Origin of the sequence: Pediococcus argentinicus (assembly GCF_001437605.1) — a bacterium.
Lineage (GTDB): Bacteria > Bacillota > Bacilli > Lactobacillales > Lactobacillaceae > Pediococcus > Pediococcus argentinicus.
In genome coordinates this window covers 56,364-70,595 of record NZ_JQCQ01000006.1, presented here as the reverse complement: position 1 = coordinate 70,595, position 14,232 = coordinate 56,364, and the positions used below count along the sequence as shown (strand labels likewise).

Annotated in this window: 16 protein-coding genes; 13 read left to right on the top strand and 3 right to left on the bottom strand. The window is 36.6% G+C overall.

The genetic code is table 11. The features are described 5' to 3' along the window. Nucleotides 1-97 precede the first annotated feature (97 nt). The 8 genes from IV88_RS02665 (at nucleotide 98) to IV88_RS02630 (ending at nucleotide 7,253) form a co-directional block, all read left to right on the top strand. Nucleotides 98-853 (top strand): response regulator transcription factor, encoded by a 756-nt coding sequence (locus IV88_RS02665; protein WP_057798466.1) that lies wholly within the window; start codon nucleotides 98-100, stop codon nucleotides 851-853. A gap of 17 nt (nucleotides 854-870) precedes the next feature. After that, the gene (locus tag IV88_RS02660; protein ID WP_057798464.1) at nucleotides 871-2,202 is read left to right on the top strand and encodes a sensor histidine kinase; all 1,332 of its coding nucleotides are present in this window, start codon (nucleotides 871-873) and stop codon (nucleotides 2,200-2,202) included. Between the two features lie 150 nt (nucleotides 2,203-2,352). Next, nucleotides 2,353-3,324 (top strand): beta-ketoacyl-ACP synthase III, encoded by a 972-nt coding sequence (locus tag IV88_RS02655; RefSeq protein ID WP_057798461.1) that lies wholly within the window; start codon nucleotides 2,353-2,355, stop codon nucleotides 3,322-3,324. A gap of 7 nt (nucleotides 3,325-3,331) precedes the next feature. After that, entirely contained in the window at nucleotides 3,332-3,697 is a 366-nt protein-coding gene (locus tag IV88_RS02650; RefSeq protein ID WP_057798459.1) for an acetyl-CoA carboxylase biotin carboxyl carrier protein, read from the top strand. Then, complete coding sequence (locus IV88_RS02645) at nucleotides 3,697-4,989, top strand: acetyl-CoA carboxylase biotin carboxylase subunit (protein WP_057798457.1); 1,293 nt, start codon at nucleotides 3,697-3,699, stop codon at nucleotides 4,987-4,989. The genes IV88_RS02650 and IV88_RS02645 overlap by 1 nt, the downstream gene beginning before the upstream one ends. A gap of 9 nt (nucleotides 4,990-4,998) precedes the next feature. Next, nucleotides 4,999-5,799, top strand: coding sequence for an acetyl-CoA carboxylase carboxyltransferase subunit beta (locus tag IV88_RS02640; protein ID WP_057798456.1), 801 nt, complete (start codon nucleotides 4,999-5,001; stop codon nucleotides 5,797-5,799). Continuing rightward, entirely contained in the window at nucleotides 5,792-6,562 is a 771-nt protein-coding gene (accA, locus tag IV88_RS02635) for a carboxyltransferase subunit alpha (protein WP_057798454.1), read from the top strand. The genes IV88_RS02640 and accA overlap by 8 nt, the downstream gene beginning before the upstream one ends. Before the next feature lie 16 nt (nucleotides 6,563-6,578). Beyond that, a complete protein-coding gene (locus IV88_RS02630; RefSeq protein ID WP_057798450.1) occupies nucleotides 6,579-7,253 on the top strand; it encodes a 2,3-bisphosphoglycerate-dependent phosphoglycerate mutase in 675 nt (224 codons plus the stop codon). A gap of 52 nt (nucleotides 7,254-7,305) precedes the next feature. Here IV88_RS02630 and IV88_RS02625 read toward each other — a convergent pair whose 3' ends face one another. The 3 genes from IV88_RS02625 to IV88_RS02615 form a co-directional block, all read right to left on the bottom strand. Beyond that, the gene (locus IV88_RS02625) at nucleotides 7,306-8,670 is read right to left on the bottom strand and encodes a C1 family peptidase (protein ID WP_057798448.1); all 1,365 of its coding nucleotides are present in this window, start codon (nucleotides 8,668-8,670) and stop codon (nucleotides 7,306-7,308) included. 74 nt (nucleotides 8,671-8,744) lie between these two features. After that, nucleotides 8,745-9,428 carry a ribose-5-phosphate isomerase RpiA gene (gene rpiA / locus IV88_RS02620; RefSeq protein ID WP_057798446.1) on the bottom strand — a complete coding sequence of 228 codons (684 nt, stop codon included), beginning with the start codon at nucleotides 9,426-9,428 and terminating at the stop codon, nucleotides 8,745-8,747. Nucleotides 9,429-9,434: 6 nt separating this feature from the next. Continuing rightward, the gene (locus IV88_RS02615) at nucleotides 9,435-9,767 is read right to left on the bottom strand and encodes a GNAT family N-acetyltransferase (protein WP_057798444.1); all 333 of its coding nucleotides are present in this window, start codon (nucleotides 9,765-9,767) and stop codon (nucleotides 9,435-9,437) included. Between the two features lie 137 nt (nucleotides 9,768-9,904). Here IV88_RS02615 and IV88_RS02610 point away from each other — a divergent pair, with 137 nt between their 5' ends. The 5 genes from IV88_RS02610 to IV88_RS02590 all read left to right on the top strand — a co-directional run bounded on the left by IV88_RS02610 (nucleotide 9,905) and on the right by IV88_RS02590 (nucleotide 14,162). Further along, nucleotides 9,905-10,441, top strand: a complete 537-nt coding sequence (locus tag IV88_RS02610; RefSeq protein ID WP_057798443.1) for a dCTP deaminase/dUTPase family protein — start codon at nucleotides 9,905-9,907, stop codon at nucleotides 10,439-10,441. Nucleotides 10,442-10,538: 97 nt separating this feature from the next. After that, complete coding sequence (radA, locus tag IV88_RS02605) at nucleotides 10,539-11,909, top strand: DNA repair protein RadA (protein WP_057798441.1); 1,371 nt, start codon at nucleotides 10,539-10,541, stop codon at nucleotides 11,907-11,909. After that, nucleotides 11,863-12,513 (top strand): hypothetical protein, encoded by a 651-nt coding sequence (locus IV88_RS02600; protein WP_057798439.1) that lies wholly within the window; start codon nucleotides 11,863-11,865, stop codon nucleotides 12,511-12,513. Before radA ends, IV88_RS02600 begins: the two co-directional genes overlap by 47 nt. A 2-nt stretch (nucleotides 12,514-12,515) precedes the next feature. Beyond that, a complete protein-coding gene (locus tag IV88_RS02595) occupies nucleotides 12,516-12,947 on the top strand; it encodes a hypothetical protein (protein ID WP_057798438.1) in 432 nt (143 codons plus the stop codon). 96 nt (nucleotides 12,948-13,043) lie between these two features. Further along, nucleotides 13,044-14,162: a PIN/TRAM domain-containing protein gene (locus IV88_RS02590; RefSeq protein ID WP_057798436.1), complete on the top strand. Its 1,119-nt coding sequence runs from the start codon at nucleotides 13,044-13,046 to the stop codon at nucleotides 14,160-14,162. Nucleotides 14,163-14,232: the final 70 nt, after the last annotated feature.

Sequence of the window (14,232 nt, the reverse complement as noted above, 5' to 3'; positions counted from 1 at the left end):
GTCAACCACAAAGGGATTATCGCATGTCTGGTCTTTTTTTCGTGTCTAAATATATGTAGTATAATTCAATTATTAGATTATTTAGTCGAGGAAAAACATGTTATCCATATATTGGTGTGAAGACGATGCTGAGCAATTAGCAATTTATAGTAACATAATTAAAAATTACCTCATGATGGCGGATGTGACGGCTAATTTTGTGGGAGGATTTACTGATCCAACTAGTTTGATTCAAACTATTAAGAATGACCGACCAGATGGAGCGTTGTTCTTTCTAGATATTGAATATCAAAACCAGTCTGTCAATGGGATTGATTTAGCCGAACAGCTGCGTGAACAATTGCCGAATGCGCAATTTGTCTTTGTTTCAACTCATAGTGAGCTAGTGTACTTAACGATTCAACGCCGTTTAGAGCCTTTAGGATTTATCTTTAAAGATGACGGAATTGAAAAATTAAAAAAAGCTGTTGTCGGGGATATTAAATATGCTTACGAGAAATACATGAGTATTTTAAGTAGTTCTAATAACGTATTTGAATATCAATTTGGGGGACAAGTGAACTATGTTCCCTTTTTTGATGTTTACTATATTGAAACAATGGACCAACCACATAAAGTTACTTTGTATTATAAAGATGGGTCAGTAATCTTTAATTCATCGATTAAGAAGATTCAAAATAAATATAGCAAGCTATTCAGAAGCGATAGCGGATTTCTAGTTAATTTAAATAATGCCATTAAGCTGGACTCTGAGCGAAGGACGATTTCATTTCCAAATGGTGGTGAGGTTAATGTTTCAGTTAGGAATTTACATAAGGCAAAAGCAATTTTAAATAGTTTAGGCAAATTTTAAAGACGAGGAGAAATTGTATGGAATGGAACACAGTCTCTGATACAATTATAAATTCGATAATTCCAGATTTTATTTCAACATTCTTCTTGATTTATCTACTATCGAAATTGATGCCGGTTCGAGAGCCGAAATTTTTAATAGGAATCTCAACTATAATCGCCGGTATTTATGCTGCAATAGACTTATATTTTGATGCCGACTGGTTTCTTCTAGTGCCTGTTATAGCAAGTATCCTGTATTTGCACCAGCAGAAACAGATTAAACAGTTGACAATCTTGTTCTTATTGATGGTGTTAGACTTCTCGATGGTCTTTATTATTACGGACCTATCAAGTTTTATAAGTCTCGTTTTGGGGTGGATTTTCAGAACCAATAATATTCTATTATTTATAGGAGCTGATATTGTTCAACTTGTAGGACTAGTGCTAACCGCTAAGTATGTACCAGATCGTCTTCGTAGTTCACTTTATGAAATATCTGATTTGTTATCAAATGGTAGATCAATTTTAATTAACTCACTATCAATTTTTATTACAGTTTCTTTTTTTGCTATTTACTACACTTTAGATTCGCTTAAAAATGATGATGTAATGATTGTTCTAGTGTTTTCATTTGAGTTGCTTTTATTCCTAATTATTACATTCTGTTTTTACATTCTTATTGATGCTAATAAAAAGAATCTGGAAGAAAAAAGACTTCGACAGAATCGAACAATGATTCATGAGTTTGATCACCAGGTTACGGCTCAAATGAAAGATATTCATAAGTTTAGACATGATTTTCAAAACATGATGATTGGGTTAGACGGATACATTAACGCTAACGATATGTCCGGATTGAAGCACTATTACGAACGCTTGAGTAAAGAGTGGGAATTAGTTCAGCCAGCGCCGGGATTTCAGGGTGAATTGAAGAATATCACTGATGTTGGGTTACAAAATCTGATTTATCAAAAGTATATGGTAGCCAGTACTGAGGGTGTCCATTTATTAATTGAAGCTGATGATAAGATTCCAACACTAGCTGACTATGGTATTGATGTAATCCGAATGATTGGTATTTTAATGGATAATGCTATTGAATATGCTAAGCAAGGTAATGAGAAAAAAGTATATTTAGCCATATTCAATAATCATAATGCAGTTCAAATATCAGTCGCTAATCCGATTAATTCAGATGATAAGGTTAACGTGTCACATCTGATGGATGAAGGATTTACTAGTAAAGGCGACAATCATGGAACTGGACTTAATACGGTTCGAAATATTGTTGAAAGCAACAGCAAAATTGATTTTCAAATTGAGAGTCGTAAGCAATTATTTATGGCTACTTTAGCATTTGAATTATGATATTTGATATCTTAAGAGATTAATAAGAATATTGACTGGCTATAAGAGCACGTTATTCGTGGGACTAGCGGTTTTGAAATGGGGGATTAAATTTTTAATTCCTTTTTTTTATTGGTAAAATAGAATACATAAATTAAAAGGTGAAGAGATATGAGTGTAAAAATTAGTGCAACGGCCCATTATGTGCCAGAACGAATTGTTACCAATGATGATTTAGCTCGAGTAATGGATACCAATGATGAATGGATTCAAAAACATACAGGAATAAAAACGCGCCATTTTGCGATGGATGATGAAAACACATCAGACTTAGCGACTAAAGTTGGAGAAGAGTTACTGCAAAAGTCAGGTTTATCTGCGGAACAGATTGATTTAATAATTGTTTCTACGATTACGCCGGATTCTTTGACTCCCGCAACGGCCAATCTAGTTCAACGTAAATTGAATGCCAAAAATGCTTTTTCTTTTGATATATCATCAGCATGTGCTGGATTTGTCTTTGGATTAAGTACGGCTGAAAAATTTATGCGAAGTGGCCGCTATCAACATGCAATCGTCATCAGTGCGGAAACTAATTCTAAGATGATGGATTTTCAAGATCGGACTTCAGCCGTTTTCTTTGGTGACGGTGCTGGTGGTGTGATTCTTAGCAATTCTGATCAAGCTAACGATGATTTCTATGTTGATGAAAAAATTAATACAGCTGCTAATGGAACGGAGTATATTCATAGCGGTCGCATTAATCCCATAAAAGAAATCAAATCGACTAATTTCCCTTCACTCGATGCCTTTTATCAAGACGGACGGAAGGTTTTTGAATTTGCGACTGGAATAGTTCCAGAACAAATGAAGACGATTCTAGAAAAGAATCATTTAACTGAAACTATTGATTATGTCATCCCACACCAGGCTAATTTGCGAATCATTGAGCAACTATCGCAAAAGCTGGATTTGCCAATGGAGAAGTTTGTGGTAAATGTTGTTGATTATGGAAATACATCATCAGCCGGATTGGCGATGGCATTGGATCAGTTACAGCAAAAACATCCCGAACCTAAAACAGTTTTACTAACTGGATTTGGTGCTGGACTAGATTTTGGAAGCATTATTATTAAACTATAGGTGAATTATGAAAATTGATGAAGTATTTAAAATAATGCAGCGGTTAGAGGACTATCCTTACAACGAGATTGATATTGAAATTGAAGGATTGAAACTGCACGTTAACAAAAATGGACAAAAAGAAACTGATAATGTAGAACTTGATGACGATGATGTGATAACCAGTCCGATGGTTGGAATTATTCACATCAATGACAATATTCAAGAAGGTACAACAGTTACTAAAGGACAAGTACTCGGTCAAATCGAAAGTATGAAACTATTCAATGATCTCAAAGCACCACAAGATGGTGAGATCAAGAAAATTCATGTTGAAGATGGAACAGGAATTCAATTTGGTGAACCCATTTTTACGATTACAGGTGCTAAATAATGTTTCAGAAAGTATTAGTAGCAAATCGCGGTGAAATTGCGGTTCGAATCATTGAAGCGTGCCATGCATTAGGTATTCAAGCAGTAGCAGTTTATTCAACAGTTGATGAACATGCCAGTTTTGTCAAATTAGCCGACGAGTCTGTCTGTATCGGTACTGGTTCCGCTAGTGAGTCATATCTTAACCGAGAAGCAGTATTGATGGCCGGCATTATTAAACAATGTGATGCTGTTCACCCTGGATACGGATTTTTATCAGAAGATCCGCTGTTTGCCCAAATGGTGGCTGAATGTAAAATGACGTGGATTGGACCTCAGTCAGAACTTATTAAAGAATTTGCAGATAAAGAATCGTCCCGCAGATGGGCAGAAGAACGAAATGTTCCGACCATTCCTGGTAGTGAATTAATTACTAGTACTGAGAATTTATTGGTTCAAGCAAAACAAATTGGATTCCCACTTCTAATCAAAGCAAGCTTTGGTGGCGGTGGTAAAGGAATTCGCTGTATTGAAAGTATGGACGAACTAGTGCCGGAATTTAAATCGGTGCAGCAAGAAGCTACTGCTAGTTTTGGCGTGTCGCCAGTATATCTTGAAAAAGATCTAAGTGATGCACGACACATAGAAGTACAGGTTTTAGGACAACATAATGTGATTTATAATCTGGGAACCAGAAACTGCAGTTTGCAGCTCCACCGGCAAAAAGTAGTTGAGGAAAGTCCAGCTGATTTAACAACTGAACAACAAGCCGAACTGGATCAATTAGTACATCGTCTATTAGATGATACGCACTATAACAATTTGGGAACCGTTGAATTTTTATTTGCTGATAATCATTTTTATTTCTTAGAAATGAATACAAGACTGCAAGTTGAACACGGAGTTACTGAAGAAACGACTGGACTTGATATTGTACAGATGCAGATTAAGGTTGCGGCAGATGTAAACTTAAAGTTGGTGCCAATTACATTTAAACAACATGCAATTGAAGTCCGACTAAGTGCACTAACTCCTGGTACACTAAGTAAGTTCACTTGGCCTGACAAAGATGTACGAGTTGATACAGGGATGCAAGTGGGTGATCAAGTGACAGCGTATTATGATCCCCTCATTGCTAAAATTATTGTGACTGGTTCTAGTCGTTCTGAAGCAGTTGAAAAATTGCAAAGTGTCTTAGACAATGTAGAAGTATTAGGCATTAAAACTAATCTTGATACACTAAAAACTATCAGTAAAAATGATCAATTTATAAACGGAACGTATGATATCGATTCTTTGAGTAAAATGTTTTAGGAGAATGTTATGAGTGAAATGCCAGAACAAGCTCTATGGAGTAGTTGTAAATATTGCGGGCGTCATGTTCATACTGAACAATGGGGTCTTTTTTTACGATGCCCATTTTGTGGATTTCCGAAACGTTTGACGGTTGAACAAAGAATTGAAATGACGTTTGATCCAGATTCATTTCAAAAAATTGATTTGAATATCAAAAGTAAAGATCAGCTTCATTTTAAAAAATATGCTGATAAATTAACAAAAGCTCAACAAAAAACTAAACACGACGAAGCAATCACAATTGGTACTGCTAAGATTGGGAATCATTTAGTTGCAGCCGGAATCATGGATAATCAATTTATGGTAGGTACATTGAATACGACCGTTGGTGAAGGAATTCGCCAGATTATGGAAGCGGCTCTTGAACAAAGGTTACCATTAGTATTATTTGTAACTTCAGGTGGAGCAAGAATGCAGGAAGGTATCTTTTCACTGCTTCAAATGAATACTATTTTAGCCGTTCAAGAACGATTGTTGGATGCCGGAATTTTGAATATAAATATTTTGACAGATCCTACAATGGGTGGAGCTTCAGCTAGCTTTGCTTTTAATAGTGATTATGTTTTAGCAGAGGATCACGCCCAAATTGGGTTTTCTGGTAAACGAGTCATCGAACAGACTAGCGGCGAACAATTACCGGATGAATTTCAGAGTGCGGAATACTTATTAGAACACGGTCAGCTGGATGATGTGATTCAGCGTGAAAAGTTGAAAGATGTATTACAACAATTATTAGATTTACATACTGCGGGTGATCAAAATGGCTAATGAGCTTGAGCAAAAATTAAAATTAGTTCGTGATGTCAACCGAATCACTGGACAAGAAATTATTCAGCAGTTGTTTCATCAGGTTCTAGAATTACATGGTGATCGAATTAACCATGATGACCCTGCATTATTCTCGGGTATTGCTTTATTTGAGAATCAACCAGTTACAATTCTATCAGTTGATCGAGGAACTAGCCTGACTGAGCGAATTGAAAAGAATGGTGGGGCCGTTCGAGCTAGCGGGTATCGAAAGGCTCTTCGTTCGGTTGAGTTAGCTGAAAAATTTAATCGCCCAGTTATCAGTTTTTTGAACATGCCTGGAGCTGATGCTAGTCTTGAATCAGAAAATGAAGGCCAAAGTCTGATGATTGCCAAGATGATTGCCAAAATGGGTCAGTTAAAGGTTCCAAATTTGGCTGTGTTTATTGGTGAGGGGCACAGTGGTGGTGCTTTAGCATTTGCCAATTCCAATCGGATTGTAATGTTTGAAAATGGATTGTTTTCAGTTGCTTCGCCAGAGGCTATGAGCGCTATCTTGCGTAAAGAAACTGTTTCTGAAGTAGTCCCAATGACGGCTGGAAAGTTACAAAAAATGGGTTTAGTCGATCAAATTATAAAAGAAGACCAAGATGTGATTTCACAGGTGAATACTGCAATCAAAACTTGGCTTGATGATTTTAATAATTTATCTTCAAATGAACTGATTAAACAAAGAACTGAAAAATTTGCACATGTTTTAGCATATTGGGATAAAATGGATTAAGAGAGGAGGGATGAACGTGGTTAAATTAGTATTAGTGCGTCATGGTGAAAGCTTAGCCAATCGCGATAATGAGTATACTGGTTGGACTGATGTTTCCTTAACGGACAAAGGTGTTCAACAAGCTATCAGTGCCGGAAAGCTAATTAAAGAGACTGGAATTGAGTTTAGCCATGTTCATACCTCCATGTTGCAACGCGCAATCGTGACAGCAGATTTAGTGCTAGATCAAATTAATCAAAATTGGTTACCAATAACTAAAACATGGCGTTTAAATGAGCGCCATTATGGTGCATTACGCGGCCTTAACAAAGATAAAACACGAGTAATGTATGGTGTTGAACAAGTTGCCAAATGGCGTCGAAGTTTTGATGCTGTACCACCGCTTTTAGATCAACCAGAATATGATCGCCGTTATGCGCAGAATGGTATTTTATCAGAGCCCTTGGGTGAAAGTTTACATATGGCTTATGATCGACTGATTCCGTATTGGACCAGCCACGTTGCACCAGAATTACTGGATGGCAAGAATCAATTGATTGTCGCCCATGGTAGCAGTTTACGGGCTTTGATTAAATATCTAGAATCTATTTCAGATGCTGGAATTGATGGCGTTGAAGTTGAAAATGGAGAGCCAATCGTTTACGAATTGGACCAGTATTTGAACATTGTTAGTAAATCAATTTTAAAGTAAGTAAAAAGCAGTTCAAACCAGCTAAGGTTTGAACTGCTTTTAAATTTTAATCTTAGTCGCGGTATGCGAGTGAACCCATTGGATCCCATGGCAATAATTGAGTTGGTTCTTCAGCTTGGGCTTTACGTTGTTCTTCAGTTAAGTATTGTTTTTCAACTACAACTTGATAACAATATTCGTCCATCCATTCGTCGGTCATAACCATGTAACCTTTAGTTCCGACTTTTTCACCCCAACTGTTTTCAACTTTCCACTTCTTAGGTTTGCCATCAACTAAATCAACACCAGTAAGTACCATGGCATGTGTCATGAGGCTTTCCTTGTAGTCTAGTCGTTCAGCTTTTGACATAGAAAGGTCGATATCAAATAATTCGTCTTCAGCGAAAACATTTAAATCTAATAAACCTTTTTCACGAGGCTCTGAATGTTGACCAACATCACAACCGAACCAAACTGATTTGCCAGCTTTAAGTTGGTTAATAGCAGCTTGCTTGAAGTCGTGCATGTCTAAGTTTAAATGTTTAACTTGGCGACCATTTACAACGTTACCAAGCATTTCAACTGAGTAAGTTTTGTTAAATGGTTTGTCAGCAGTAGGTCCGTTGATAATTGAGACGTAGGTTTCTAGATCCCAACCAACGTACTTAGTGAAGAACTCTTTAGGTGTGATACCAGCTTCACGATGATATTGTTTGTCATCATCGCGGAATTCCCAGTCAAATTTAACTGGTGGTTCACCAAAGCTGTATGATGCCATGCGGTAAACTTCGCCAAGCATTTTTTCTTTTCGTGCTTGAACTTCTTCAGCAGATGTCTTAGCGTTAACTAATTCACGTAATGTAACAGCATCCTTACGTAATTTTTCGTTTAATAAAGTATCGAATTCACGTGATTTTGAACTGTTATATGTTTCTGGGTATACGGATTGAGGAACAACACCGTATTTTTCGATTAAGGCACAAAGCATATCCCATTGGCCACCATCGCCTTGGGGTTCGTTTAATAACCATGAAACTTTACGATCGTCAGTACCCAAGTCAGCAGTCTTAATGATGTTTTCGTAGAACCAGTTTGATTTTTCAAACTTATCCCAGAAGAAAGTGTAGTTTTGTGAAAGTTCAAAGTTACCTTTAACTCGGAATTGATCCTTCATGTCATGGCGCATTGTGTTTAATGCGGCGAACATCCAACAACGACCACTTTGTTTTTGGTTAGCAACATCACCAGTGTCTAAGTCGATTGAAAAGACAGGAGTGCTATCAATGTCAGCACGTAAATCTTGGCTTGATGCTAAGATTCCGTTTTTAGTTACAGTACGTTCTAAAACTTTTGATTCTTTACGGCTAGCATAATCATTTTTAAATTGATTAATTAAGTCTTGTGAAATTTCGTTGTTACTCAATCCATCCAGCTCCATTCTTAAATAAAAGATTAATTTTCATTATACTCTAATTTTAATCCCATTTCTAAAAGAGTTTTTTAATTTTAGCTTTAACGGGCTTGTAAAACTTCTGGCCCATCTTGACGACCAACAATCACCGTGTTGACCATATCTAGGAATAGGCCTTGTTCAACGATTCCAACTTCTTTAATTAAGTAGTCTGCTAATTCATGTGGATGATCGATTTCACCGAGATGTAAATCAATGACATAATTCTCTGAATCAGTTAGAACGTGTTTGCCTTGTTCATCCATTCTAAATTCAGGATGGAGTCCTTTTTTTTCTAATTTCTTAAATACTTGTTTACTACCATAAGGAATGACTTCCAAAGGTAGAGGGAATTTACCAAGTTTATGAACCATTTTGGATTCGTCTACAATCCACATAACTTTATTTGAGTTAGTAGCAACGATCTTTTCGAATAGATGTGCAGCACCGCCACCTTTAATACCTTGGAAATCATTACTAATTTCATCGGCACCATCGATTGTTAAATCAATGTGGTCCACTTCATCGACAGACTTAACTGTAATACCTAATGAGCGAGCTTGTTCAGCTGTACGGTTTGAAGTAGGAACTCCAACAATATGAAGTCCTTCATTTTTAACACGAGCGCCTAAAGCATCAACCATGAATTTAACAGTTGATCCGGTTCCTAAACCAACGACCATATTGTCTTCGATAAATTTAACAGCTTCTTCACCAACTAATTTCTTTAATTCATTTTGATCCATTTTGAGTTATTCTCCTTTAATGTTGTTTTGGACGGTGCGTACGTCTTCTTCAGAAATCGAACTTTGAACGTTGTACTTTTCAAATTCGGGATATTTTGCTAAAAAACGCTTTGAATATGGACATAGTGGATAGAACTGTTCGTTATTTTCTTGAATAAAGTTCATAAATTCACGGGTAATATCTTCAGCAACTCCTTGCCCCCGAAGTGCAGGAGAAACAAATACTCGTTCTAGTACTTCAACATCTTTGTTGGGCAATTTGAAATATGAAACTTCACCGGCTAACTGCCCGTTTTCGTCATTAAAATATAAACGTTTACCATCGTTGATTAAATCCATCAAAAACACCTCCCATATTTGATTAACTTAATTGTCCTTAACTCCTTAAGTAAAGTCAACAATTCCAAAGAATTCGTTTACAAAAGTTTCCTAACCAAGGATAATGAAACTAATATTAAATTTGTGGAGGAACGATTATGAGTAGAGGATTTGAAGTTATCAAAAAGTATGCGGATCAAGATATTAATTTACCTGAACGTCAAACAAAACATGCGGCAGGTTATGACTTTGAAGCATCTGAAGATTTTGTTTTACCATCAATTTGGAAATTAAACTTTATTAAAATACTACGTGCAATTCGTAAAGCTGAAAATAGTAGTGATGAAGAGATCGACTTAGCTGATAAAGATCTAAAACCATTACTTATTCCAACTGGTATTAAAGCTTATATGGAAGACGATGAATACCTGATGTTGGCTAATCGTTCCAGTAATCCACTTAAAAGACGAATGATATTACCAAATGGGGTTGGGATTATTGATGCAGATTACTACAATAATCCAGCTAATGAAGGGGCCATCTATTTTCAAATGATCAACTATGGTCTCCGAGATTTAAAAATTAAAAAGGGCGAACGAATTGGCCAAGGAATCTTCATGAAGTACCTCACTGCTGATAATGAAAAAGAAGTTACTAAGAGTCGTGAAGGCGGATTTGGCTCAACTAAGAAATAAATTTTAAAGTATTTATATGATTTACGACGTATTGATATGTATTAGAACATTTCGGTGCTACAATTGTTTTCATCATTTTTAAACAGGGGGAAATAGATTGGCAAAAGTAAAAACAAAATTTGTATGTCAAGAATGTGGCTATGTATCACCACGCTTCTTAGGCCGTTGTCCAAACTGTGGCAAATGGAACACGTTAGTCGAAGAACGTGAAGTTGAGCCTAAGAACGAACGTAAAAGCCGAGTTAGCTTTGAAGGCGAACACAGTAAACCACAACTAATTAAAAACGTTAGTATGGAAGATTCTCCCCGTGTGAAAACTCAGATGGAAGAATTTAACCGTGTCCTCGGAGGCGGAGTTGTGCCAGGTTCTTTAGTATTGATTGGTGGGGATCCTGGTATTGGTAAATCAACTCTGCTACTCCAAATTTCTGGCCAACTAGCAGCAACAAAACGGGATGTTCTATATGTGTCTGGTGAAGAAAGTGCTGCTCAAATTAAAATGCGAGCAGATCGTTTAAAAGTAGCGAGTGAGAATTTCTACCTATATCCAGAAACGGATATGACGAATATTCGTCACTCAATTGAAGAACTTCACCCAGACTATGTCATCATTGATTCGGTTCAAACAATGCAAGAACCAGATATTGAATCGGCTGTTGGTAGTGTTTCTCAAATTCGAGAAATCACTGCAGAGTTAATGCAAATTGCTAAGACTAACAACATTACCATTTTTATCGTGGGTCATGTGACTAAAGGTGGTGCCATTGCCGGGCCTAAGATTTTGGAACATATGGTGGATACAGTTCTTTATTTTGAAGGTGATCTTCATCATACTTACAGAATTCTACGGGCGGTTAAAAACCGGTTTGGTTCAACCAATGAATTGGGTATTTTTGAAATGCAAGAGGGTGGATTAAAAGAAGTTTCTAATCCATCTGAAATCTTCCTAGAAGAACGCTTGAGTGATGCCAATGGCTCAGCTATCGTAGTCTCGATGGAAGGAACTCGTCCAATTTTAGTTGAGATTCAGGCTTTAATTACGCCAACTGTCTATGGAAATGCACAACGAACAGCTAGTGGTTTAGATCGGAACCGTGTCTCTTTGATTATGGCAGTTTTAGAAAAACGAGCTAACATGACACTCCAAAATCAAGATGCGTACTTAAAAGCAGCTGGTGGAGTCAAACTTGATGAACCTGCGATTGATTTAGCTTTAGCTATTGGTATTGTTTCTAGTTTTAGAAATGTTGGAACCTTACCAACGGATAGTTTTGTCGGTGAAATTGGTTTGACTGGTGAAATCCGACGAGTAAATCGAATCGAACAACGAGTTGCTGAAGCGCAGAAGCTCGGCTTTAAACGGATTTTTATTCCTAAGAATAATTTACAAGGATGGACACCTCCAACAGGAATTCAAGTAATTGGGGTTGCAACAATTAAAGAAGCTATTCAACGAATTTTTAATTGATTATAGTTACCAAATTAAAGAAAAAGTAAGGAAAAATATGTCCTTTTATAATTTAAACTTCTTTAGAAATCTAATGGCTGCAATCACGTGTTGCATGTTTATTATCAATATATGGACGTTTCCCGCGACTATTAGTGGGTTTGCGTTGACGACGTCGTTATTTGTACCTTCGATACTTATATCTTTGGCGGCTAAAGATGGCACTTTGTCACGAGAAGATTCCAAAAAGTTAGGAAAAGATATCCAAATAATAACTATCATTTTTGTGATTATATTACTTGTAGGTTTAGGATTGCCTTCCAGGGGTATGAACTATCTTTCTGGTTGGCTATCGATTATAATAAAGCTCGTAATTACAGTGTTTGCTTTATGGATTACGTTTTTATTGTTTTATTTTGTGGCACGTGAAGATACCGCAAGTAGCAAGCGAGTGGAAAACTTTGCAGAAAAGAAAGATAATGAAGCCCTCGAAAAAATGAAAGCTGATAGAGTTGCAGGTAATATTGCTAATAAGGATGATAAAAAAAAGCAATTTGGAAAGCTTGCCTCAGAAGCACTGAGCAAAAAAAGAAACAGGTCAAACAAACCGAAGGGACGGATGTAATAATGTATATTATTATTGGAATAGGTCTTTTTATTGTTTTATATTACGTCAGCATGCTGATAACGACTTACACACAATTTGATAAGAAAAATGTGAAATCTAAGATTATTAGTGCATGGATTCGGTTGCCGCTATACATTATTGTAGCAGAGATAAATGGGGCAAACAGGGCACAAAGAAAAGTAGCAGGAAGTAATTCTAAACTAACACTGGCTATGATGTTAAAGTCGATTGGTCATGCGTTTGTTAATTATCACACGTATTCAGCTATGTTAGCTCAAATAGTATCGGATGCGACAATTCAATATGAAACTTATGGATATAGTATATTGAATCAAGAAAAGACGGAAAATGAAAAAATGTCATTTCAGGATTTAATAAAAGTAGCACTAAGCAAACTGTCAACGATGGATCAAAGAAATATGGCATTTTAAGAATTCAACAAGAAGCTGGGAAAAATCGTTCCTAGCTTTTTTTTAATTGTTATAATGTTGGAGTATGATATTACTTGAAAGGAGGTGAACTAAAATATGAAAAGAAGAATTATTCGAGCTGTTTTTGCCCTTGGTGGTGGAGCTCTAGGATTAACCTATCTACAGTGGATGTGGGACCTATTCGGTATTTCATCCATTTTCTGGGTTAATAATCCGATTACTAATTTTCTAGTAGGCGCGTTAATATTCTGGTTATTGTCATTATTCCTAGTCGGCTACGTTGAAAAGCTTGTTAATCGGGCAGAAAAAGTTGTTACAAAAACACCACCACTTTACTTAATTACTGGTAGTACAGCAATGGTAGTGGGGATGTTGATTGCAGTATTAATCTCAACCTTGTTTTATCGTTCGTCGATTTTCTTTGTGAATACGATTATTCCATTAATCTTAATGCTGTTCTTAGGCTATTTAGGATTGCGAATTGGAACAACTCGTATTGATGAATGGCGAAAGGTCCTTCAAATCCGTAAAAAGGATGGTAACGACCAAGTTTTGTCGCGTAGAGCTGGTGAAAACTATCATCATTACAAGATCTTGGATACGAACATTTTAATTGATGGCCGGATCTATGACCTTGTTAAGACTGGATTTATCGAAGGAACTTTATTGGTACCTAACTTTGTCCTTTATGAGCTTCAATATATTGCAGACTCTGCAGATAGTATCAAACGTGTTCGTGGTCGTCGTGGGTTGGACTTTTTGAACAAGCTTCAAAATGAAAATATTATTCCAATTGAAATGTATGAAGGCGACTATGATGATATTGATGAAGTTGATAGTAAGATTATTCAACTCGCAAAGGATAAAGATGCCGTTGTCGTTACTAATGACTACAACATGAACAAGGTTAGTCAATTTCAAAATGTTCAAGTGTTGAACGTGAATGAATTGGCCAACGCTTTAAAACCACGGGTGATTCCTGGTGAAGGGCTACATGTACACGTTGTTAAAAACGGGACTGAGCGTCAACAAGGAGTTGCTTATCTTGACGATGGAACGATGGTCGTTGTTGAAGACGGTAAGTTCTATATTGGTGAGCAGATTGATGTCGTTGTTACGAGTGCCCTACAGACGGATGCTGGCCGTATGATTTTTGCGAAACCAGTCCATTCGACGAAGGGTATTTCAGATAAAGCCGAAGAAAACACTAATTAAACTTTATTTATTATAGTGAGAATTGTAGAATTAAAGACGTTGTGAACAGAAATTTTGGAGAGGTGTTAAT

What these genes read in the sequence shown, in the direction of transcription:
- IV88_RS02655 (WP_057798461.1), top strand. Translation starts at nt 2,353, where the DNA reads ATGAGTGTAAAAATTAGTGCAACGGCCCATTATGTGCCAGAACGAATT.
- IV88_RS02650 (WP_057798459.1), top strand. Translation starts at nt 3,332, where the DNA reads ATGAAAATTGATGAAGTATTTAAAATAATGCAGCGGTTAGAGGACTAT.
- IV88_RS02615 (WP_057798444.1), bottom strand. Translation starts at nt 9,767, where the DNA reads ATGGATTTAATCAACGATGGTAAACGTTTATATTTTAATGACGAAAAC.
- IV88_RS02610 (WP_057798443.1), top strand. Translation starts at nt 9,905, where the DNA reads ATGAGTAGAGGATTTGAAGTTATCAAAAAGTATGCGGATCAAGATATT.
- IV88_RS02590 (WP_057798436.1), top strand. Translation starts at nt 13,044, where the DNA reads ATGAAAAGAAGAATTATTCGAGCTGTTTTTGCCCTTGGTGGTGGAGCT.
- accA (WP_057798454.1), top strand. Translation starts at nt 5,792, where the DNA reads ATGGCTAATGAGCTTGAGCAAAAATTAAAATTAGTTCGTGATGTCAAC.
- IV88_RS02625 (WP_057798448.1), bottom strand. Translation starts at nt 8,670, where the DNA reads ATGGAGCTGGATGGATTGAGTAACAACGAAATTTCACAAGACTTAATT.
- IV88_RS02640 (WP_057798456.1), top strand. Translation starts at nt 4,999, where the DNA reads ATGAGTGAAATGCCAGAACAAGCTCTATGGAGTAGTTGTAAATATTGC.
- IV88_RS02595 (WP_057798438.1), top strand. Translation starts at nt 12,516, where the DNA reads ATGTATATTATTATTGGAATAGGTCTTTTTATTGTTTTATATTACGTC.
- rpiA (WP_057798446.1), bottom strand. Translation starts at nt 9,428, where the DNA reads ATGGATCAAAATGAATTAAAGAAATTAGTTGGTGAAGAAGCTGTTAAA.
- IV88_RS02665 (WP_057798466.1), top strand. Translation starts at nt 98, where the DNA reads ATGTTATCCATATATTGGTGTGAAGACGATGCTGAGCAATTAGCAATT.
- IV88_RS02645 (WP_057798457.1), top strand. Translation starts at nt 3,697, where the DNA reads ATGTTTCAGAAAGTATTAGTAGCAAATCGCGGTGAAATTGCGGTTCGA.
- IV88_RS02660 (WP_057798464.1), top strand. Translation starts at nt 871, where the DNA reads ATGGAATGGAACACAGTCTCTGATACAATTATAAATTCGATAATTCCA.